We start from the raw sequence: 22,858 nt of genomic DNA, 5'->3' as shown, positions 1-22,858 counted from the left end.
CTCATTATTTCATATTATAAGATAAAAAAACACGCTCTTCTTGATCGTTCACTAAAAGATAAGTGACTTGATCATTTTTGTAAATTTTCTTAATTGAATCATATAGTTTGACTTTATATTCTTTTCGTCCTTGTCCATCTTCGATGATATCATAATATAATTTTAATTTCCCATCTTCGATCACAAGCTCGTAAATATTATACTTTTGATTTCCTTGTGGAATCGCTACGATGACTTGATCATCAACTTCACGTTTAACATTTTTATAAAATCCCTCTAAAGATGCGAGGTTAATAATTTCTTGTTCTGTTTGAATGACATGGCCATCTACTTCACCTTGCACCATATCATAGGTCCCCTGTGCGCTTACTTGTAAATTTAAGTTCGCTTTACATACATATCCCCCAACTAAAACGAAGAAAACAAAAGCTACTAGACTAATACTTATTTTTTTCATCAAATCCCACCATCCATTTTGTCACTTATGGTGTTATTTTATCATCTTTTTCCTGTCGAAAACAATAAAATGCTCGTTTTTTTATTGGAATCTTAGTAAATTTTTGTTTAAAATCAAATCTGAATAATACAACTCTTGTTCCGCCACTTCCTCTAACTTCTCACAGTAGCTTCGATCCACTTCTTCTCCTGAATCTGAGCGAAGACAAATAGAATTGGTATATCGATAATCACTTCCTATAACCGCCCCATCTCGAAAGATAACAATCTCTCGTCGGTTCGTAGAAAATAAATCGTGTCCAAAACTAATCGACTCATTTACATCTAATCCAAGTAAATTTAAAAGCGTTGGTTTAACATCGATTTGTCCTGATAGATTTGAAAAAATACGACCTTCTTTTTGATTGGGAAGATGAATTAGGAAAGGAACTCGTTGTAAATCTAGATGATGATTAAGTGATATTTCCTCTTCTTGAAGTAATTGGGCTAATGCATCATAGTAACTTTCTGATATTCCATAATGATCGCCATACATGACAATCATCGTATTTTCATAAAGGGGACTCTCTTTTAAATCAGTGATAAATTGTTTGAGTGCTTCATCAAGATAACGAACTGTCGTAATGTATCGATTCACAATATCGCTACTTGTTTCTCCTAATGAATTATAGCGATACTCATCTGGTAACTCAAATGGATAATGATTCGTTAACGTTAATAATTTTGCATAAAACGGTGAAGGTAGCTCCTTTAAATAGTTCAATGTTTGATCAAAAAACGCTTCATCGGTTAGCCCCCAGCCAAAACTATTTTCGTCCGTTAAATGATAAAATGTTTCATCGTAAAACTGATCAAATCCTAACGAGACATACATTTCATCACGATTCCAAAATTCAGGTTCATTCGCGTGAAAAACAGCTGTATAATATCCATGCTCCTTTAAAATAGAGGCTAGGCTTTCGTAATGATTGTTTGATTTAGCAAAGAAAGCGGCCCCACGATCCGCAGCATATAAAGAGTTTTCAGTTATAAATTCAGCATCTGATGTTTTTCCCTGTGCTGTTTGTTGATAAAAATTATCAAAATAATAACATTCTTGAATAAATTCATTTAAAAACGGAGTCAATTCTTCTCCATTAATCTCTAACCCTAAAGCGAACGTTTGTAAAGACTCGAGTGAGATAATAATCACATTTTGATCTTTAGCGATAGCAAACATCTCAGCATTTGGTTCTATTTGATTTGATTTAAGATAATGATTAACTTCAATAAGTTCATTACTATCGGCTAATGCATAGTCAATAGGATTAGTTATCGTTAAATAAAGATCATATAGACCATACTGATAAACCCCTAATGTTTTGACCATCGCTTCACGATTATAGGTAAATTTTAAAATAGGTAAGCCACTAAAATAGGTACAACTAAATGTCATCACATAAGCACCAATCATCGTGATTACATATTTTTTAAAAAAAGAAGTTTTGCAAACAGATTCATCTTTTAATCGATGTTTTGCGATTAATAAAATAGGTAAGTTAATGATTAAAAATAAAACCTTCAGATCAAATAAATTAACGACACTACTTCCAAGTCCCCCTGTATTATCGGTTTGAAGTAAAATCGGTAAGGTCATAATATCATCATAAAATTTATAAAATAATGTGTTAGCGATCATGACGATTGAAAATAGTGAAGATATCCCAATCACTACCCATGATTGTTTAGATTCCTTTACGAAATAAGTGAAACTATAAAACAATAAGATTGACCCAAGAGAATTAATAAGAATGAGTAATTCTTCAATGGCTGATGCCAAAGATAGACGAAAAAAGAACTTGTACATGATATAAGTTTGAATCCAAGTAATCAAAATAGCCAGTAATAGTAGTTTATGATTTTTATTTAGTTTCATTATTAATCTCCCCTTCTTCTACTTAATAAATCTACCATAATTTACTACACTGTCAACAATTATTGAGACTAAAGCATATGATTTTCAATTCATGATAGTTGAACGTGTTTAAAATCAAATCATTGATGTAAAAAAAGAGAGTTCATTACGAACTCTCTTTTTTGATCAGATCTTACATTTTACCTTGACGACGTAAATCTGCTAACATCATATCAATTTTATTACCATATTCGATTGATTCATCAATTTCAAAAATTAAATCTGGAACTTTTCGTGTCGATAAACGTTTCCCTAGCTCACTACGAATAAATCCTTTAGCACGTAATAAAGCTTTTGTCGCTGCTTCACGACGATTTTCTCCGCCTAAAACAGAGTAATAAATTTTACAGAATGATAAGTCACTTGTTACTTCTGCTCCAGTTACTGTAATAAATCCTACTTTTGTATCTTTAATTTCATTCATGATGATATCTGTTACATCACGTTCAATTTGCTTTGAAAGTTTTTGTACTCGAATCTGTGACATTTCAATCACCCTTTTTTTATATAATTCCGATTAATTAAGCGCGTTTAACTTCTTCCATAACATAAGCTTCAATGACATCGCCTTCTTTAATATCATTGTAGCGCTCAATTGTAATACCACATTCATAACCGTAGTTTACTTCTTTAACTTCGTCTTTGAATCGTTTTAATGATCCTAATTCACCTTCAAAGACTACGATTCCATCACGGATCACACGTACACTTGCATTACGTGATACTGAACCATCTGTTACATAACATCCAGCAATTGTACCAACTTTTGATACTTTGAATGTTTGACGAACTTCTAACTGTCCAGTTACTTTTTCTTCATAGATTGGATCTAACATCCCTTTCATTGCCGCTTCAATCTCTTCAATCGCTTTATAAATGATTGAGTGTAAACGGATGTCTACACCTTCATTAGCAGCTTGTTGACGCGTTGTTGATGATGGACGCACGTTAAATCCGATAATGATTGCTCCTGAAGCAGCAGCTAATGTAACGTCTGTTTCAGTAATTGTTCCAACTGATGCACGAATAATGTTAATTTTTACACCTTCAACATCAATTTTTTGTAATGATCCGCTTAAGGCTTCGACTGAACCTTGAACGTCACCTTTAATGATAACATTTAATTCTTTCATTTCTCCTTCTTGGATTTGAGAGAATAAGTCATCTAATGACACAGCTTTACCAGGTTTGTTTCCTAACTCACGTGCATTTGCTGTACGTTGATCAGCTACTTGACGAGCTTCTTTCTCAGTTGGGAATACCATGAAACGATCTCCTGCTTGAGGAACATCGTTTAAACCTGTAATTTCAATTGGAGTTGATGGTCCAGCTGCTTCAATACGTTGATTTAAATCATTTACCATCGCACGTACACGACCATGTGTATTACCAACAACGATCGCATCTCCAATACGTAATGTTCCGTTTTCAACTAATAAAGTTGCAACCGGTCCACGTCCTTTGTCTAATTTAGCTTCAATGACTGTTCCTGTTGCTAAACGTTTAGGGTTAGCTTTGTATTCATTCATTTCAGAAACTAAGTTAATCATTTCTAATAAATCATCAATACCTTCTCCTTGTAAGGCAGATAACTTAACGTAGATTGTATCTCCACCCCAGTCTTCAGGTACTAATGAAAACTCAAGTAATTCTTGCATGACGCGCTCTGGATTTGCTGTTGGCTTATCCATTTTATTGATAGCAACGATAATTGGAACACCTGCAGCTTTAGCATGATCGATTGCTTCTTTTGTTTGTGGCATAACTCCATCATCAGAAGCAACAACAAGAACACAAATATCAGTAACTTGAGCACCACGTGCACGCATTGATGTAAAGGCAGCATGTCCTGGTGTATCTAAGAACGTGATGACATTTCCACCGTGATTTACTTGGTAAGCACCGATGTGTTGTGTAATTCCTCCCGCTTCTCCTGTTACAACGCGAGAGTTACGGATGGCATCTAATAATGTTGTTTTTCCGTGGTCAACGTGCCCCATGATTGTAACAACTGGAGGACGTTTCTCTAAATCTTCTTCAGAGTCTTCAAGCACGATTTTTTCAAACTCTGTTACGTCTGTGAAGATTTTATCTTTCACTTCAAATCCAGCTTCTTCAGCTAATAATTCAACTGTTTCACGATCTAATGTTTGGTTGACTGTTGCCATCATTCCAAGCATTAATAATTGCTTAACAATTTCCCCTGTTGATTTTTCAAGACGTTCTGCTAAATCACCTACTGTTAATTCGTCACTATAGTAAACGATTTTTGCATCTTTGTCTTCTTTAACTGGGACATTGGCAATACGATCGTTTTTATCGTTTTTAGTTTTCTTTTGATTAGCTTTTTTCTTTTTCGTGATTTTAGGACGTTTTACTTCCACATAATCATCGTATTTAAATAATTCCTCTGTATCGTTTGTTGAGTCCTTTTCATTGCTTACTTGTGACTCTATTTTAGTTTCTTCATTTTTAAATTTTTTATCTAACATCAATATAACATCGTCTCCTAACACTGACATGTGACTTTTAACTGAGAGGTTGTTGTCATCTAAAAACTGCAACACCTCTTTACTAGAAAGATTTAATTGTTTTGCATATTCATGTACCCTCATTTCGTCACCTCACTCATCAATGCATTTAAGCATTGATTTTATTTTTTAAGGCCTTTGCAAAATTAGGATCGGTAATTCCTACCACTTTTCTAAAATCTTTTCCTAATGCACGACCTAATTCATCACTACCTGCTTTTTGTACCCATTCGATACCATAAAATTTACATTTATCTGTGACTTTTTTTAGAGTATTAGCTCCTGTGTCTTCTGCTAAAATGACCAAGTGAACTTTTTTGCTTTGGATAGCACCTACAACTAATTGTTCACCTGTAATAACCGCACCGGCACTTAAGGCTAACCCTAAAAAATTCAACCATTGTTGATTCATTTTTATCACCTATTTCATCTGCTTCTGTGCTAATTGCTGTAACTCCTCATAAATAGCTTCAGGAACTTCGACTTCTAGATGACGACTTAAAACATTTTTCTTTTTAGCTAATGCAACGACTTCAGGTGTTAAATGTAAATAGACTCCACGACCATTCTTTTTACCTGTTGGATCAACAGATACTTCACCTTCAGTTCCACGAACAATACGAATTAATTCTTTTTTCGGTTTTTGTTCGCCTGTAATTACACATTTACGCATAGGGATTTTCTTTTGTTTCATACAACGACCTCCTTGCGTGTTTTTTCTTATAATTCAATTCCTAAATTTTCAGCTTCTGATTCTGGTTTAATATCAATTTTCCATCCTGTTAATTGAGCTGCTAAACGAGCATTTTGTCCACGTTTACCAATCGCTAATGATAATTGATTATCTGGAACTAAAACAACTGTTGCTTTTTTCGCCTCGTCAACCACTACTTTTGTTACTTGAGCCGGACTTAAGGCATTGGCAACTAATACTTCAGGATCTTTTGAGAATTGAATGATATCGATTTTCTCACCATTTAATTCGTCTACAATGTTTTGAACACGTTGTCCTGATGGTCCAACACATGCTCCTACTGGATCTACGTTTGGATCTTCTGAAGCCACACAAATTTTTGTACGATCTCCCGCATCACGAGCCACTGACATAATTTCCACTGTTCCATCATAAATTTCCGGAACTTCTAATTCAAATAAACGTTTGATTAAGTTTGGATCTTTACGAGACACGTAAACAACTGGTCCTTTATTTTTCGACTCAATTTTGCTGATATAAACTTTAATACGTGAATTTGGTTTAATTTCCTCTGGATTCATAATTTCACGAATTGGTAATAAAGCTTCAATTTTTCCTAAGTCAACAAATACATGTTTTCCATCGTCTTTTACAACAATACCAGTCACGATTTCACCTTCGCGATCTTTAAACTCTTGGAATAAGTTATCGCGCTCAGCTTGACGAATGCGTTGTTTTACAACTTGTTTAGCTGTTTGTGTAGCGATACGTCCAAAATCCTTTGGTGTAACTTCAAAGTTAATAATATCCCCTTCTTCATAATGAGGGTTAATACGCATTGCTTCTGCTAAACTGATTTGTTCTTGTGGACGTGTCACATCTTCAGTTACTGTTTTTTGTTGATATAATTTTACTGTTCCTGTATGTTCATTAATTTCAACTTTAACATTTGTTGCTTGATTGAAATTTTTCTTATAAGCACTAATTAATGCATGTTCAAATGCTTCAATAATAATATCTTTTGAGATACCTTTTTCTTTTTCAAGTAATTCTAGAGCGGCAAAAAACTCCTTCGTGTTCATCCTTATATATCCTCCTTAAAACTTAATCGCAAGTCGAACCTTAGATGCCATATCATAAGGAATTTCAACTGTTTTTTTGCGAGTTTTAACTAAAATTTCAAGTGTCATTAGATCATCTTCGAATTTTGTTAAATATCCTTCAAATTCTTTTTGGTTATCAATTGCTTTATATGTTCTAACATTTATATAAGCACCAATAGATTGGGCAACAGCTTCCTTTGTCTTTAACGGACGCTCGGCACCAGGTGATGAAACCTCTAACATGTATTCGTCTTCAATATAGTCATGTTGATCTAATTTTTCACTTAATGCTTCAGCAATAGTGGCACATTGATCAATATCAATTCCTTCTGGTGTGTCAACGTATACACGCAAGAAGAAAACTTGTCCTTCTTTCACGTACTCAACATCAACTAGTTCAACTTGAGCAGCATCACAAATTGGTTTTACTAATTCTTCTGTTTTAGATACGATATTTGACATTAGGATTTCACCTCTTTCAAACATTTTAACCATAATACAAAAGAGTGGGAGGTCCCACTCTTACACGAAATACTATGTGTCACTATTTTAACACAATTTGACTAATGAGTAAAGTCATTCATGAATAATTGTGCTCTTCCAGTATTTTTATCTCGGGATACATCCTCTTTATTATAGGCGAAAACGGTACATTATAATACTACCTGCGATCGAAACATTTAAAGATTCAATATTTTCTGTCATTTCAATAAAGATATTTTGATCCGTTTGAGTTAATAATTCTGATGAAACACCTTGACCTTCATTTCCTAGAATAACTGCCATCTTTGACGCGTCTTCAATTTCTCCTAATGGTGATCCATTTTCAAGACTCGTTCCATAAACTTTAACACCTTTAGATTGTAGTGTTGTCACATAATCTTTTAATGAATGCATTTCAATTGGGATTTTAAAAATAGCTCCTTGTGTTGAACGGATAACTTTTTCATTATAAACATCCACACATCCTTCTCCTAAGACCACACCATCAAAACCAAAGGCAACTGCACTACGAAGTAAAGTTCCTAAGTTTCCTGGATCTTGAATACGATCTAAAAGTAATAAACGATGGTCTTTTTCAATCGTTTTTGCTTTCATTTCGCAAACAGCCATGATTGGTTGTGGCGTTTCGGTTGACGCAATTTGTGTAAATAAATTTTCTTTTAAAATATATGTCGGTTTCATTGTATTAAAAATCGGATTTAAATGAACCGTTGATCCTTCTTTCACAAGAATTTCTTTTACAACATTAGAAGCCATTGCTTCTGATACTAGATGTTCACCTTCAACAATAAATTCACTTGATTGATATCGATATTTTTTTTGTTTTAATTTAGTCCATTTTTTTATTTTAGGATTATTGCTTGATTCAATTAACATTTCATCACCTATAAATTATTTTAGAGTTCTTCTTTACTATACACTATTTTGTTTTTCTCCACCTCAAATTTTTTTATTTTTTTGTGTATTATTTTGTCGAATTAGCACAAATTATAGTTGTCAGGAGGTGATTAACATGGCAAACCGTAATAAATTAGTTGTCCCAGGTGCTCAAAACGCAATTGACCAAATGAAAGCTGAGATTGCAAACGAATTTGGTGTGACACTTGGAGCTGATACAACAGCTCGTCAAAATGGTTCTGTTGGTGGCGAAATTACGAAACGATTAGTTTCAATGGCTCAACAACAAATCAGCGGATCTCAATCAACTGAAAAATAAAAATTATTAATTATTTAAATTAGTAGATAATCTCTACAAACTTAAACGATAAAAAAGCGAATTCGCAAGACAACATGTAATATTAAATAAAGTTGTTATCTAATACTCTTTATTTTTTTAAAAAATATTTTCTTCATGTATGATTTTGTCGAATTAGCGCAAATTATAGTTGTCAGGAGGTGACGATTATGACAAACCAATCATCAAATCATAATAAATTAGTTGTTCCTGGTGCGGAACATGCTATTAATCAAATGAAAGCTGAAATTGCAAATGAATTCGGTGTACAACTTGGTGCAGATGCAACAGCTCGTCAAAATGGTTCTGTTGGTGGCGAAATCACTAAACGATTAGTGGCAATGGCTCAACAACAATTAGGTTCAAAATAAGAAGTAAATAAATAGTTTAAACTTCACCTTGTACAACATTTCCTATTCAGGATAAGTTATGCTTGATCTTTATATTAGGAAATCTAGGAGGTCACATCATGGCATCACGAAATAAATTAATTGTGCCAGGTGCTCAACAAGCGATTGATCAATTAAAAGTTGAACTCGCAAATGAACTTGGTGTTAACTTCGGCCGTAAAGCAACAGCTGAAGAAAACGGAGCAATCGGTGGGGCTATTACTAAACGCCTCATTGAACAAGCCAAAAGAAATTTAACGAAGTAATTTTCTATACTTTGTAACAGCGTTTAACATTTTACATTCTACCTAAAAGGTACCAATGTCAGGAGGTAATAATATGTCTAGTCGTAATAAATTAGTTGTCCCTGGTGCTCAAAATGCAATTGATCAAATGAAATATGAAATTGCTCGAGAATTTGGTGTTGAATTAGGACCTGATACGTCTGCACGTAAAAATGGTTCTGTTGGTGGCGAAATTACTAAGCGTCTAGTTGCAATGGCTCAACAAGAATTAAGTGGAAAATCTGAGAAATAAATAAATTATTTAGCTTCTAAATAGATTCAAACCACTTATTAAAAAGATAAAATTACCAAATACTTTTTGGAATTGATTTATCTAAAAAGGGTATTCTAATAACTGTCAGGAGGTGACTAATATGTCTAACAATACAAACAACAATAAATTACTTGTTCCTGGTTCTGAACAAGCTATCGATCAAATGAAAGCTGAGATCGCTAACGAATTTGGTGTTAAACTTGGTGCTGAAGCAACAGCTCGTCAAAACGGTTCTGTTGGTGGTGAAATCACTAAACGTTTAGTACGTCAAGCTCAACAACAAATGAGTGGATCACAACAACATCAAGAATAATTAATGGATTGTCCTTTCATGTAATACCTATAACAATGAATGTGAGGGAATATCATGAATACAAATCCGCCAACTATGAGTGAATGGCACTAAATCATCATAAATTTATGATAAATGAGGTGTTTCCGTTGGATTGGTTTAAGCATTAAATCATAACTAAGTTTCATTAACAGTTGTTAATCAAATGAGGTGTTTCCGTTGGATAGATTTAAGCATTAAATCATTACTGAGTTTTATTAGCTATCGTTAATCAAATGAGGTGTTTCCATTGGATTTAATTAGCTCATAATAAATGAAGTAGCACTTCGGTGCTACTTTTTTTGTCGTTTTTTATGATGTTAAAGAATAAAATGATAACTTAAAACAGATTCTGATGTTAGAAAATATTTATCGAATTTTTAAAAAAAAGCACTCTGTCTAAAAGGACAGAGTGCTTCATGACTCAATGAATGCGTGTGTGTAGGTTTGTGTTACAGTGTTTAATTATTTTACTTCTCCGTAAAATGCATTTAAGTATAATTGTTTAATGTCTTCAATTAATGGATAGCGTGGGTTAGCAGGTGTACATTGATCATCGAATGCTTCAACCGCTAATTCATCAACAGCAGCTAAGAAATCAGCTTCTGATACTCCACACTCTTGAATACTCATTGGAATATTGATTTCTGCTTTTAATTCATTAATTTTGTTAATTAATGCTTCTACTTTTTCTTCATTTGTTTTTCCGCTTAATCCTACATACTCAGCAGCTTTTGCATAGCGTTCAATAGCTTGAGGTGTTTCATATTGTGGGAAAGTTCCTTGTTTGAATGGTGCATCAGTTGCATTATATTTAATAACTTCATTAATTAATAAAGCATTTGCAGTTCCGTGAGGAATATGGAACTTAGCTCCTAATTTATGTGCCATTGAGTGACATAATCCTAACATTGCATTTGAGAATGCCATCCCTGCCATACATGAAGCGTTAGCCATTTTTTCTTTTGCAACTTTTGCTTCTGATCCACCATGATAAGATTCTGGTAAGTAATCAAATACTAATTTAGCAGACTCTAATGATAATGGAATTGTGTACTCAGTTGCCACTGTCGCTACTAATGATTCTAAGGCATGTGTTAAGACGTCAATTCCTGAAGCAGCACATAATCCTTTTGGCATTGATAACATTAAGACTGGGTCAACAATCGCCATTGTTGGTGTTAATTCGTAGTCAGCTAATGGATACTTAATTCCTGTTTCATCATCTGTGATAACGGCAAATGGTGTTACCTCAGAACCTGTACCTGCTGAAGTTGCAATACATACTAAGCTAGCTTTTTTACCCATTTGTGGGAAGCGATAAATACGTTTACGAACATCCATAAAGCGCATTGCTAAGTCTTGGAAATTAGTTTCTGGGTGTTCATATAATACCCACATAATTTTAGCTGCATCCATTGCTGATCCTCCACCTAATGCAATGATAACATCTGGTTGGAAGTTAGCCATAGCTTCTGCACCTTTTTTAGCATCTGATAATAATGGATCTGGATGAACATCTGTGAACATTGTATATTGAATACCATAACGATCTAATTCATCCGTTACTTGTTTTGTATATCCTAAATCGAATAACACTTTATCTGTTACGATAAATGCTCGTTTTTTACCATCAAAATTTAAATCTTCTAATGCAACTGGTAAACATCCGAATTTATAATAAACTTTTGCTGGCACTTTAAACCAAAGCATATTCTCTCTCCTTTTAGCAACCGTCTTAATATTAATTAAGTGTTTTGGTCCAACGTTTTCTGATACAGAGTTATTCCCCCAAGAACCACAACCTAATGTTAATGATGGTGCTAACGCGAAGTTGAATAAGTCTCCGATTCCTCCGTGTGCAGTTGGTTGATTAATTAAGAATGTTGTTGTACGCATACGAGAAGCCATTGCTTGAATATCAGCTTCTGCACGTAACTCGTCAGCATAGATCGCTGATGTATGTCCTAATCCGCTGTGGTTAACTAATGTTTCAGCCATCTCTACCGCTTCAGCATGATTTGATGACTTATACATTGCTAATACAACTGATAACTTTTCATGAGCAAATGGCTCTTCTAATGAAGTATCTGTTACTTCTCCGATTAAGACTTTTGTATCTTTTGGAACTTCAAATCCTGCTAATTCAGCAATTTTCCATGCAGGTTGTCCAACAATCTTAGCATTTAATGCACCATTTACAATGATTGTTTCACGAACAGCATCTAACTGTTGTGGATTTAATAATAAAGCTCCGCGTTTTTTAAGCTCAGCTTTTACCTCATTATAAATTGACTCATCAACAATGATTGACTGTTCTGATGCACAGATCACACCGTAGTCAAATGTTTTTGATAATAATAATGAGTTAACTGCCATTGGAATATTACATGTTTTATGGAAGATAACTGGTGTATTTCCTGCCCCTACCCCAATTGCTGGTGTTCCTGAAGAATATGCCGCCTTAACCATTCCTGGTCCACCTGTTGCTAAAATTAAATCAACTTCACGCATTACTGTATTTGTTAACTCAATGCTAGGCTCATCGATCCAAGCAATTAATCCTTTAGGTGCTCCCGCTGCTTCAATTGTTTCACGAATCACTTGTGCTGTGTAGTTTGTACAATTTTTAGCACGTGGATGAGCTGAAATGACAATTGCATTACGAGTTTTAATCGCCATTAAACATTTAAAACATGCTGTTGATGTTGGGTTTGTTGTTGGAATGACTGCACCAATAACCCCCACTGGTTCAGCCACTTTTTGAATCCCAAATGATAAATCTTCTGATAACACACCACATGTTTTTTCATTACGATATTTATTATAAATGTATTCTGAAGCATAGTGGTTTTTAATAACTTTATCTTCTACTAATCCCATTCCTGTTTCTTCTACTGCCATTTGAGCTAATGGAATACGTAAGTTATTAATCGCCATTGCTGCTTTATAGAATAACTCATCAACTTGTTCTTGTGTAAATTTAGCAAACTCACGTTGAGCTGCACGCATTGTCTCAAGAGTTGACATTAACTCCTCAACATTTTAACTTTATTTGTCATTCCGACTCCTCCTCAAGATTGTGAATTGATTCACTTACTTACAAGATTATTATATTACATTGTGAATTATTTGTCTAATGAAAACGTACTGAAAACGTTTATAATTTCACAAATTAGTAAATTTTACAACGTTGAACATGTTGTCTGTTCATTCTATTAATGATTAGGTGTAAGTATGATAAACTAAATCATCTCCTTTCATTTAATTCATTTAGTACACTCTTTTATTTTTGATTAAGCACAAAAAAAGCTGAAGAACATGTTCTTCAGCTTTTTAGCTTCTATCTATCAAATGAAGATAGGATATATACACTGGTATTGATTTATGGACTAACCCATAAACCTATTATGATCACTCGTTAACTAGACGATTACTATTTTAAATCTAATATTATTTATTAGAATAAGTCGTTTAATGCACAAGCTGTATTTTCTTCTAACTCAATGATTTCACCTGCACGAACAGTGATGATTTCTGTGTTATCAATACACTTTTGTACTAATGATTCAAAATCAAAGTTTTGCTCAAATTCAATACATTTTTCTAATGATGGATTAGTTGCAGGATGTTCTGGAACAAAGACCGTACAACAATCTTCATATGGGCGAATTGAAATATCATATGTATCAATTTTTTTAGCAATATCAATAATTTCATTTTTATCAAGTGTTGCAACCGGACGAATAATTGGCATATTAGTTACGGCATTAATCGCATACATACTTGCTAAAGTTTGTGAAGCAACTTGTCCTAAGCTTTCTCCGTTTGCTAAAACTAAAATATCACGTTTTTTAGCAATTCCTTCAGCAATACGATACATCATACGACGCATCACAGTCATTGTGTAGCTACTTGGAATATTCTCGTAAATTGCTGTTTGTAATTCTGTAAATGGAACCACATGAACAGCAATTGAGTCTACGGGTGCGTAATGCGCATTTTTCTCCATTAAATCTAACACTTTTTGTTTTGAGCGAATTGATGTATAAGGAGGTGAGGCAAAGTGAATCGCTTCGATTTCAACTCCTCGTTTTTGCATTAAATATCCCGCTACAGGGCTATCAATTCCTCCTGAAATCATTAATAATCCTTTTCCACTAATTCCAACTGGGAAACCACCAAGACCTTTAATATGTTGCGCCATAATAAATGTTCCTTCACGACGAACCTCAACAAATACGGTCATATCAGGATTATGAACATCTACACTTAAATGATCGGTATTAATTAATAAGTGCGCTCCTACTCCACGTGAAATCTCACCGGATTTCATTGGGAATTGTTTATCAGATCGCTTTGTTTCCACTTTAAACGTTGTTGGAACTTTTGGTTGCTCATTGATAATATCTAAAGCTAATGCTTTAATCGCATCAATTTCATTTTCACAACGAGCTGCTAAACTATAAGATTGTAATCCAAATACTTTATCTAATTGCTCTGTCACTAATTCTGGTGCTGTTCCATTTAAAATAATATAGAAACGATCACGTGTCACTTCATAAGTTAAGTTTTCAAGTCCACGTAATTTGCGACGAATTATTTTATGCAAAGCATTTTTAAAATATTTACGATTCTTTCCTTTAATCGATAATTCACCATAACGGACTAAAATACGGTCATAAATCATTTCATCATTTCCTTCCTCGATAACCTGCTGCGAATTTTACTGTTAGTGTTTTAACTGAGCGACTACAATCTTTAAAGCTTTAATTAAGGAGTCCACGTCGTCCTTAGTTGATAAGTTTGAAAAGCTCACTCGAACACTCTCTTGAGCAACGTCTTCACTAATTCCTAAAGCTAATAAGATACGTGAAGCTGCTGCTGATTTTGATGAACATGCTGATTTAGCAGAAATATAGACGTCATATTCTTCAAGTGCATGAACGAGTGTTTCACCTTTGATTGGAACTGCTGCAAAGTTAATGATGTATGGGGTTTGATGTTCATGATGACTATTAATCACAATCCCATCGATTTGCTTTAATTCTTGCATCGTATACTCATACAATTTTTTAACATGATTATAGTTTTGTTGCAATGGTTCAACAGCTAAACGTAATGCTTTAGCTAATGCAACCGCACCTGCTACATTGATCGTTCCTGAGCGAAGACCATACATTTGATGTCCACCTGTAATTTCAGGATTTAAAGTTAAGTATTGATTCACAATTAAAGCACCTGAACCTTTTAACCCATGAAATTTATGAGCTGACAACGAAAGTAAATCAACATTCATTTTATCAATATCAACAGGAATTTTCCCTACACTTTGAACGGCATCAACATGAAATTTGACTTTTGGATATTTTTTTAATAATTGACCAATTTCATAGACAGGGAAGATCATTCCTGTTTCATTATTTACATGCATAAATGAAATTAAAATCGTCTCTTCGCAAATTGCTTCTTGAACCTGTCTGATTATTTCCTGATTACTACCTTTGACGTCGATATAAGTAATACGGAATCCTTCATCTTCTAATTCCTCTAATGTTTCATGAACAGAAGCATGCTCTACAGGGGTTGTAATAATGTGTCGTCCACGATTTTTGTAAGCATGGCACAATCCACGAATTGCCAAGTTATTACTCTCAGTTGCTCCGGATGTAAATATAACCTTATGTTGTTTAGCATTTAATAGTGACAAAACTTGCTTTTCGGACTGAATTAGTAGTTGTTCAGCGCGAGCACCAAATGCATGTAGTGAACTTGGATTACCCCAGAAATTCTCATTCACTTTGACAAATGCATTTAAAACTTCCGGATCAACAGGAGTGGTCGCACTATTATCTAAATAAATCATTTTAATTCTCCTTCCGACATAAACATCTCAGATCCATTTTAAACTTTTAACTCTTTTAGACTCTTTTCGACTAAGAGGTATTAACTTCATTGACTATGAAAGTTGTTGCTTTAATATCGTTTCGACATTATACCACATTAAAGCTATAATCTCAAATCGCAATGATTTTCTGAGTTTATGACGTAGAAAATGGTCGTTTTATGATTTGCTTACACTATAAAGTATGAACCTCATCATCAAATTGCTAAAAAAAGATAGTTTTTAATAACAAATTAATTCTGACATTCTTATTATATTATGCACCAAATTCATTTCACATCATTTAATCGCTAAAATAAATATTTTTTAATCCATAAAAAAGCTGTCCATAAGAATTTTTAAGTTCCGGACAGCTTGTTCATTATAATAAATAACAGTCTAATTGCTGTTTAAATTGATCGTATGTTAAATCAAATCGTGGTCCTTCTATTTCTTTTAAGAGCTCCTTCATTCGCTCAATCACCGTCCCGTAGTTACCTTGACGGAACTGATCTTCGGCAATCGTTAAATCAACAACATACATTCCTTCGCGTGCGATGTAGCGATGCGCATAAATCATTAAACGCTCTGCTAACTTAACTTGTTGGATTTCAATTTCTACACGCTCTGATAAAGCTTGAATAGATTCTTGTGCCAATGTTAATTGCTCATCAATATCTGCAATATTAATAGGTAATTGACCAATGGTTTCAAATAGCACTTGAACAGAAAAGTTAGCACGTTTAATGAGCTCCTTAACTGTTTCATCCTCAACAGGTAAATTAGCTTGGTGATACATTCCTTTTAAGTGATTAAATGTTTTTAATAAATATAAAGCACGCTGACGGCATTCCTTCTCACCTGCGTAAAGACTTTCGATTTCTCCATCAAACACATAAAGATGATCTTTAATTTCTTTTAGTTGTTGGTTAATTGAAGAAATTTCACGTGATAAAACCGAGTTAGCACTTTGGTGTTCATCTCTTTTTCCGATTAAGTATGTTAGTTCATTGCTAACAATTTGAATCTCGTTTAATAAAAAGTTAAACTGACTCTCTTCCTCTTCTGGTAATCGATAATTACCTTTAATATTTTCGTATTGCTCACTTAATTTTTCACTATGTTCTTTTAAATCTTGCATTAAATCTTTTGTTTGCGCGAACGTTTCTTTTAAGACCTCTTGAAGTTCGTATTCTTTTTTCATATATTCAATCATCTGTTTGGCATTATCATGAATTTCAACCAGTGTCTCTTCAATTTTAGAAAATTCAAATCGCTTCATCCAATTTGGAATATCCTCTAACTGTTGACGATAAACGGAGATGGTTTCTTTAATCTGAAGATGTTTTAAATAAACACCTGATTCAGCAATTGAATCATGACTTTTTAAAACTTCACGTAATAGAGGCTTCGTTTCTTTTTCAATGGTTTCTTTATAAAGTGGTGTTCGGTCAAATAAGTTAATAATGATCTCAATTTGTGTTTTAATAAGTTCTAATGTCTCATCCGCTAAATCATAATTACAGTCTTCCATACACTCATTAAACTTTAAGAAAAAGACATCTACATCCTTAAATAAGGTCTTCATCTCCTCTTTTAAATCTAGATATTGCTCTTCTTCACTCTCATATCGTAACTTTAATCCTTCAAACTGTTCTTTTAATCCAATGACATTTGAACGACTACGCTCTTCTGATTTTTTTAATGACTTTATTTCTTCTAATAATTGAGTCACGTCTTCACTTAATGACTCTAGTGTTTCTTTCAACTCTTCTAGTAGTTGATCGGCTTCACTAAAATTTTTATTAGCAACTAGCTCCTCTGCATAAATGATTTGCTCCGTGACGGTAATAAAATCGGATTCTAATTTTCCCCAGCGTCTTTCCCATTGTTGAACCAACTTTACAATTCGCTCACTCTTTTTTGTACTACGTAATTTCGCTAATTCAAATGGAACGGTTTGATTAGAAATCTCATGCTTTAAAGCATCAAGTTCATCGATTTTAGCATAGTACTGTTTCTTTTTTGATATGATAATGACTGAGTAGATTAACACGATAGCTAAGACCGCAATCATCACTATTAAAATTAGTAATTTGAAATCTCCCATAGTATCCTCCCATCACGTTTAGTTAAACAATTTTTTCATCTTATAATAATATCATAATTTGATAAAAAATCCTAATGTTTCTATGTTTTTCTAATCATTTTTGCTATAATGAGTGGAAACTATTTTAGTAATTAAAGGGGGATCAATATGTTTCATCAAACGATGTATCAAGGAACATTAACTGAAAATTATGAAACGGTCTTATTGCAATTAAAAGGATTAACGGATGGAGAGTCAGATTTAATTGCCAATTTATCAAATGCAGCTGCTTTGTTAAATCATTTTTTAGACGACATTAACTGGGTCGGATTTTATTTAGCCAAAGGTCAAGAACTTGTTCTCGGTCCTTTTCAAGGATTACCGGCATGTATTCGTATTCCATTTCATAAAGGAGTATGCGGTCATGCAGCCACAACAAAGCAAACAGTAGTCGTATCAAATGTTCACGAGTTTCCTGGACATATTGCCTGTGATGAAGCAACTAACTCAGAAATCGTCATCCCACTTATCAAAGACGATCAGTTAATTGGTGTTTTAGATATTGATAGTCCTGTGCTCAATCGTTTTAGTGAAATGGATAAAAAATATTTAGAACAGTTTGTTCAAATTCTTATAAACACCATGAATTAATCTAAATTTAAATTTAATTATTGGAAAATGTTTAGAAGTCGGATTTTTTGTTGACAATATAGTAGAATGTTGATATTATACTTGAGTGCGTATATGAAAGGCAGCTTTTTATCAGACTATAACGCATAGATTAAACCTCAATATCGCTCGAGATATTGATGGCATATCGTATAACCTTTTGGCTGCAAAGGCGAGGATATGAGATTTTAATCTATCCTATAGTTCAGGTAAAGTTTCTCCTTTTTTGATATGCAAAATCAATTACTTAAAAATTAAAAGGAGGTCATAGCATGGCTCGTTATACTGGACCAAGCTGGAAAATTTCTCGTCGTTTAGGATACTCTATCTTAGAAAACGGAAAAGAATTACAAAAACGCCCTTATGCACCTGGGCAACACGGACAAGCTCGTAAAAAAATCTCTGAATACGGATTACAATTACAAGAGAAACAAAAATTACGTCATGCATACGGAATGACTGAGCGTCAATTCCGTCGTACATACGATCGTGCTGGTAAATTACAAGGTAAACATGGTGAGAACTTCTTATACTTATTAGAATCTCGTCTTGATAACTTAGTATACCGTTTAGGATTAGCTAACACTCGTCGTCAAGCACGTCAGTTAGTTAACCACGGACATATCTTAGTAGATGGACAACGCGTTGATATCCCATCTTACTCAGTAAAACCAGGACAAACTATCAGCGTTCGTGAAAAATCAGCTAACTTAGCTATCATCAAAGCTGCTTTAGAAGGAACTGTACACCGTCCAGACTTCGTATCATTCGATGAAGCAACTATGACAGGAACTTTCGTACGTTTACCAGAACGTTCAGAAGTATTCGCTGACATCCACGAAAACTTAATCGTAGAGTTCTACAGCCGTTAATCTTTAATGGCAATAAAAAGGCTTCGGATTTTCCGAAGTCTTTTTTGTTTTTGTTCATCGCATATTTAATTCTGATCCAAACCACCCTAATACTGTTCAATGTATTTCAAATCAAACGCTTCTAACTATCAATAATTTCTGATAGATGATCTAATACTTGAATCATCCCTTGAACTCTTTTACTTAATACAACCCCCTCTTTCGTTACATAGTAAAATAAGCGCTGAAGTTCATAGGTCGGATCTTCTAAATAATGAATACCTTTAAATTCTTGTTTTTTCATTAATGTTGACGTGAATGTTACGCTTGATCGCTGTCTTAATGTTTCCTTAACTAAATAATTACTTCCAAGAACAATTTGATAGTTAGGAACAATATGAAATTGTTCTAAGAAAAAATCAGTCATCAATCTAGTTCCTGATCCACTCTCTCTTAAAAGCCATGTTTGTTCACAAAAAAATTGACGATATTGCTCAACCTTAGATGGCAAAGTTAGAGTGTCACTATATGCAATTTGCAAACGATCACAATAAAATGATTGGCGATTTAAGTTTAATAACAACTCATCTGTTTCAATTAACCCTATCTCAAGTTCTAATTGATCGACTTTCTCCATAATCGAATGACTATTTTCAATCATCACTTCAAATGTCAACTCGGGATATAACTTAGATAAATGAGATAGAATTTCAGGAAGTAAATACTCCCCGATTGTTAAACTAGCTCCAATTTTTAACGTTCCTTGAACCGTTTCACGTTGACTTTTTATTTCAATCATCATCTCATCATAGGCATGAACAACTTTTTTTGCTCGTTGATATAATAGCTCTCCATCTGGCGTTAATAAGAAGTTTTTTTGCTTATTAGAACGTAAAATTAATTTTGTATTCAACTGTTGTTCTAACCCTGAAATATGCATACTAACAGCAGGTTGAGATAAGTTCAATTTTCTTGCTGCTTTAGTAAAGTTTTGATTTTCTACGACCTGAATAAACGATTTTAATTCATCAATCATATCAGACACCTCTATTATAATTATTACTAATCGCTATTATTATAACAATTAATTTTACTTATGATAATAACTATTATATACTTATCATATAAACTGAAGAAGAAGGAGTACTCGAATGAAAACACGAAATTTTATACAACAAAAACTTATTAATTTTAAAGATATCTTTCCTGGTCTAGTTGTTTGTGTCCTGATCGGGTTGATTTCTAAATATCTTGGAACATTTGTTCCAACACTTGGTGGGGCAACCATTGCTATCTTACTTGGGCTATTATTAGGAAATACACTTTTAACTAATCCAAAACTTTATAAAGGAATTCGCTTCTCTGAATCAAACTTACTGTCTTATTCGATCGTTTTATTAGGGGGGACATTAAGTTATCAAGTTATTTTAGAATTAGGAGTTGGCGGTGTTAGCTTCATTGTTTTACAGATGTTTTTAACGATTGTTTTTTGTTTAATTGTCGGTAAAAAATTAGGATTCACAGAAGACTTCCGTCTATTAATGGCTTCAGGAAATGCTGTTTGTGGTTCTTCTGCCATCGGAGCAACTGCTCCAGTCATTAAAGCTAATGAAGTCGATAAATCCATTACGATTACATTAGTTAACTTAACAGGAACAGTTTTAATGATGGTTTTACCATTCTTAACAAATTTACTTTATCAAGATGAAACCATTCAATCATCAGCTTTAATCGGTGGAACGCTTCAATCAGTGGGGCAAGTCGTAGGAAGTGCCTCTATGGTAAATCATGATGTGTTACAATACGCCACAATTTTTAAAATTGTACGAATCATTTTCTTAGTATTTGTTATTTTAGCATTTGCTAAGCTTAAAAAAGATGAAGAAAATCATGATGCAGAACTTCATCATGAAAAACCACAAGCTAAAATTAAAATTCCATGGTATGTTAAAGGATTTTTCTTAATGTGTTTCCTATTTAGTATCGGCTTTATTAGTACAGAAGTTTCTGCTGGATTTAAACAAGTAAGTAACTATCTTGAAATCTTTGCTTTAGCGGGAATCGGAATGAGTGTTAAGTTTAAAGATTTAGTGAAAGCTGGATTAAAAAGTGGAATCTACTGCTTATCTATTGGAGTGGCTCAAATTATCTTTGCAATCGTATTAATTTCTATCTTATTATAATTTAACTAAATAAATCTTTAAAAATAAAAGAGAGAACCTCCTTAATGTGTTCTCTCTTTTATACTAGTGACGTGAGCCGATTATCAATTTAAGTAAAAAGAAGATCTGATTAGATCTTCTTTTTTTATTAAACGTGTTTAATTAAGAAATATTTTTTCTTACCACGGCGAATAACAGTAAATTTACCACCGATTGCTTGTGCTTTAGATACCATGAATTCTAAATCGTTCACTTTTTCTCCATTAATAGAAATAGAGTTATTATTGATAAATTCACGTGATTCACGTTTTGAGCTAGCTGCTTTAGCAGTGATAAGTGCATCTACTAAGTTAAGATCTTCTGCTAATTCAACTGAAGGAACATCTTTAAATCCAACTTCAATTTCATCAGCTGTTAATTCTGATAAGTTTCCACTGAATAAAGCTTGCGTAATTTTTAAGGCTTGCTCGTAAGCTTCTTGACCATGAACAATTGTTACGACTTCTTTAGCTAATGTTTTTTGTGCTAATCGTTCATGTGGAGCTTCTTTGAACGCAACTTCAATAGCATCGATTTCTTCTTTTGATAAGAATGTGAAATATTTTAAGAATTTAATAACATCTTCATCAGCTGTATTAATTAAGAATTGATACATTTCATAAGGCGTAGTTTTCTTACGATCTAACCAAATAGCCCCACCTGCCGTTTTTCCGAACTTTGTTCCATCAGCCTTTGTTACTAATGGCATTGTTAATCCAACTGCCTTTGCTTCATGACCGATTGTTTTACGAATTAACTCTAATCCTGATGTAATATTACCCCATTGATCTGATCCACCAATTTGTAAAACACAGTTTCTCGTTTCAAATAAATGTTTGAAGTCCATTCCTTGTAAAATCGTATATGAGAATTCAGTAAACGTCATTCCATGATCTAAACGTGAACAAACCGTATCTTTTGCTAAAATGTAATTAATATTGAAGTACTTACCAAAATCACGTAAGAATTCAATCATACTTAAATTTGATGTCCAGTCGTAGTTGTTTACTAATTCAGCTGAATTTGATTGATCACCAAACTCCATAAATTGTGATAGTTGTCGTTTAATACTTTCAGACCATTTAATAACTGTTTCATGGCTATTCTCTTGACGCTCTGCTGAACGACCTGTTGGATCTCCAATTAATCCTGTTGCTCCACCTACTAATGGTAATGGTTTATGACCTGCCATTTGGAAACGTTTTAATGTTAAGATTGGTAATAATGATCCGATATGTAAGCTATCTGCCGTTGGGTCAAACCCGCAGTATAATGTAATTTTTCCTTCTTCCATTAAAGCGTCTAATGCTTCTAAATCCGTGCAGTCATTAATTAACCCACGCCACTCTAATTCTTTTAAGAATTCATTTTTCATTAGTTTCACCTCGTTTAATTTCATTCGTTAAATAT

General features: G+C 33.5%; 23 protein-coding genes. 8 read left to right on the top strand and 15 right to left on the bottom strand.

Annotated features, from left to right (window positions below):
• Nucleotides 1-4: 4 nt before the first annotated feature.
• The 9 genes from JRC48_RS01145 to JRC48_RS01105 all read right to left on the bottom strand — a co-directional run bounded on the left by JRC48_RS01145 (nucleotide 5) and on the right by JRC48_RS01105 (nucleotide 8,118).
• Nucleotides 5-457 (bottom strand): hypothetical protein, encoded by a 453-nt coding sequence (locus tag JRC48_RS01145; RefSeq protein ID WP_235070048.1) that lies wholly within the window; start codon nucleotides 455-457, stop codon nucleotides 5-7.
• Nucleotides 458-538: 81 nt separating this feature from the next.
• A complete protein-coding gene (locus tag JRC48_RS01140; RefSeq protein WP_235070047.1) occupies nucleotides 539-2,371 on the bottom strand; it encodes an LTA synthase family protein in 1,833 nt (610 codons plus the stop codon).
• 172 nt (nucleotides 2,372-2,543) lie between these two features.
• Nucleotides 2,544-2,897 (bottom strand): 30S ribosome-binding factor RbfA, encoded by a 354-nt coding sequence (gene rbfA, locus JRC48_RS01135; RefSeq protein WP_235070046.1) that lies wholly within the window; start codon nucleotides 2,895-2,897, stop codon nucleotides 2,544-2,546.
• Nucleotides 2,898-2,931: 34 nt separating this feature from the next.
• A complete protein-coding gene (gene infB / locus JRC48_RS01130) occupies nucleotides 2,932-5,025 on the bottom strand; it encodes a translation initiation factor IF-2 (protein ID WP_235070045.1) in 2,094 nt (697 codons plus the stop codon).
• A 25-nt stretch (nucleotides 5,026-5,050) separates the two neighbouring features.
• On the bottom strand, nucleotides 5,051-5,353 hold the full coding sequence (locus JRC48_RS01125) for a ribosomal L7Ae/L30e/S12e/Gadd45 family protein (protein ID WP_235070044.1): 303 nt from the start codon (nucleotides 5,351-5,353) through the stop codon (nucleotides 5,051-5,053).
• 9 nt (nucleotides 5,354-5,362) lie between these two features.
• Nucleotides 5,363-5,635: an RNase P modulator RnpM gene (gene rnpM, locus JRC48_RS01120; RefSeq protein ID WP_235070043.1), complete on the bottom strand. Its 273-nt coding sequence runs from the start codon at nucleotides 5,633-5,635 to the stop codon at nucleotides 5,363-5,365.
• Nucleotides 5,636-5,661: 26 nt separating this feature from the next.
• On the bottom strand, nucleotides 5,662-6,717 hold the full coding sequence (gene nusA, locus JRC48_RS01115; protein ID WP_235070042.1) for a transcription termination factor NusA: 1,056 nt from the start codon (nucleotides 6,715-6,717) through the stop codon (nucleotides 5,662-5,664).
• A 15-nt stretch (nucleotides 6,718-6,732) separates the two neighbouring features.
• The gene (rimP, locus tag JRC48_RS01110; RefSeq protein WP_235070041.1) at nucleotides 6,733-7,200 is read right to left on the bottom strand and encodes a ribosome maturation factor RimP; all 468 of its coding nucleotides are present in this window, start codon (nucleotides 7,198-7,200) and stop codon (nucleotides 6,733-6,735) included.
• Nucleotides 7,201-7,371: 171 nt separating this feature from the next.
• Entirely contained in the window at nucleotides 7,372-8,118 is a 747-nt protein-coding gene (locus JRC48_RS01105; protein WP_235070040.1) for an RNA methyltransferase, read from the bottom strand.
• A 136-nt stretch (nucleotides 8,119-8,254) separates the two neighbouring features.
• Between JRC48_RS01105 and JRC48_RS01100 the strand changes: the two genes are divergently transcribed.
• From JRC48_RS01100 to JRC48_RS01080, 5 genes are all read left to right on the top strand, one after another.
• Nucleotides 8,255-8,458 (top strand): alpha/beta-type small acid-soluble spore protein, encoded by a 204-nt coding sequence (locus JRC48_RS01100; RefSeq protein ID WP_235070039.1) that lies wholly within the window; start codon nucleotides 8,255-8,257, stop codon nucleotides 8,456-8,458.
• 188 nt (nucleotides 8,459-8,646) lie between these two features.
• Complete coding sequence (locus tag JRC48_RS01095; RefSeq protein WP_235070038.1) at nucleotides 8,647-8,847, top strand: alpha/beta-type small acid-soluble spore protein; 201 nt, start codon at nucleotides 8,647-8,649, stop codon at nucleotides 8,845-8,847.
• Nucleotides 8,848-8,945: 98 nt separating this feature from the next.
• Complete coding sequence (locus JRC48_RS01090) at nucleotides 8,946-9,131, top strand: alpha/beta-type small acid-soluble spore protein (RefSeq protein WP_235070037.1); 186 nt, start codon at nucleotides 8,946-8,948, stop codon at nucleotides 9,129-9,131.
• Nucleotides 9,132-9,204: 73 nt separating this feature from the next.
• Nucleotides 9,205-9,402 (top strand): alpha/beta-type small acid-soluble spore protein, encoded by a 198-nt coding sequence (locus JRC48_RS01085; RefSeq protein WP_235070036.1) that lies wholly within the window; start codon nucleotides 9,205-9,207, stop codon nucleotides 9,400-9,402.
• A gap of 121 nt (nucleotides 9,403-9,523) precedes the next feature.
• Nucleotides 9,524-9,736, top strand: a complete 213-nt coding sequence (locus tag JRC48_RS01080) for an alpha/beta-type small acid-soluble spore protein (RefSeq protein WP_235070035.1) — start codon at nucleotides 9,524-9,526, stop codon at nucleotides 9,734-9,736.
• A gap of 483 nt (nucleotides 9,737-10,219) precedes the next feature.
• On the opposite strand, the gene adhE is transcribed toward JRC48_RS01080, so the two are convergent.
• The 4 genes from adhE to JRC48_RS01060 form a co-directional block, all read right to left on the bottom strand.
• Nucleotides 10,220-12,784: a bifunctional acetaldehyde-CoA/alcohol dehydrogenase gene (adhE, locus tag JRC48_RS01075; protein ID WP_235070034.1), complete on the bottom strand. Its 2,565-nt coding sequence runs from the start codon at nucleotides 12,782-12,784 to the stop codon at nucleotides 10,220-10,222.
• Nucleotides 12,785-13,214: 430 nt separating this feature from the next.
• Nucleotides 13,215-14,444, bottom strand: a complete 1,230-nt coding sequence (thiI, locus tag JRC48_RS01070) for a tRNA uracil 4-sulfurtransferase ThiI (RefSeq protein ID WP_235070033.1) — start codon at nucleotides 14,442-14,444, stop codon at nucleotides 13,215-13,217.
• Between the two features lie 42 nt (nucleotides 14,445-14,486).
• On the bottom strand, nucleotides 14,487-15,620 hold the full coding sequence (locus JRC48_RS01065) for a cysteine desulfurase family protein (protein ID WP_235070032.1): 1,134 nt from the start codon (nucleotides 15,618-15,620) through the stop codon (nucleotides 14,487-14,489).
• Between the two features lie 400 nt (nucleotides 15,621-16,020).
• Nucleotides 16,021-17,748, bottom strand: coding sequence for a septation ring formation regulator EzrA (locus JRC48_RS01060; protein WP_235070031.1), 1,728 nt, complete (start codon nucleotides 17,746-17,748; stop codon nucleotides 16,021-16,023).
• A gap of 147 nt (nucleotides 17,749-17,895) precedes the next feature.
• Here JRC48_RS01060 and JRC48_RS01055 point away from each other — a divergent pair, with 147 nt between their 5' ends.
• Together JRC48_RS01055 and rpsD are read left to right on the top strand one after the other, a co-directional pair.
• Nucleotides 17,896-18,378: a GAF domain-containing protein gene (locus tag JRC48_RS01055; RefSeq protein WP_235070030.1), complete on the top strand. Its 483-nt coding sequence runs from the start codon at nucleotides 17,896-17,898 to the stop codon at nucleotides 18,376-18,378.
• Nucleotides 18,379-18,668: 290 nt separating this feature from the next.
• Nucleotides 18,669-19,268 (top strand): 30S ribosomal protein S4, encoded by a 600-nt coding sequence (gene rpsD, locus JRC48_RS01050; RefSeq protein WP_055241189.1) that lies wholly within the window; start codon nucleotides 18,669-18,671, stop codon nucleotides 19,266-19,268.
• Nucleotides 19,269-19,389: 121 nt separating this feature from the next.
• On the opposite strand, the gene JRC48_RS01045 is transcribed toward rpsD, so the two are convergent.
• Nucleotides 19,390-20,283 carry a LysR family transcriptional regulator gene (locus tag JRC48_RS01045; protein WP_235070029.1) on the bottom strand — a complete coding sequence of 298 codons (894 nt, stop codon included), beginning with the start codon at nucleotides 20,281-20,283 and terminating at the stop codon, nucleotides 19,390-19,392.
• A gap of 115 nt (nucleotides 20,284-20,398) precedes the next feature.
• Here JRC48_RS01045 and JRC48_RS01040 point away from each other — a divergent pair, with 115 nt between their 5' ends.
• Nucleotides 20,399-21,430, top strand: coding sequence for a YeiH family protein (locus JRC48_RS01040; RefSeq protein ID WP_235070028.1), 1,032 nt, complete (start codon nucleotides 20,399-20,401; stop codon nucleotides 21,428-21,430).
• 127 nt (nucleotides 21,431-21,557) lie between these two features.
• Here JRC48_RS01040 and tyrS read toward each other — a convergent pair whose 3' ends face one another.
• Nucleotides 21,558-22,823: a tyrosine--tRNA ligase gene (gene tyrS, locus JRC48_RS01035; RefSeq protein WP_235070027.1), complete on the bottom strand. Its 1,266-nt coding sequence runs from the start codon at nucleotides 22,821-22,823 to the stop codon at nucleotides 21,558-21,560.
• Between the last annotated feature and the right edge of the window lie 35 nt (nucleotides 22,824-22,858).

Origin of the sequence: Turicibacter sp. TJ11, from assembly GCF_021497505.1 — a bacterium.
Taxonomy (GTDB): domain Bacteria; phylum Bacillota_I; class Bacilli_A; order MOL361; family Turicibacteraceae; genus Turicibacter.
This window is presented reverse-complemented; position numbering and strand designations above follow the sequence as displayed.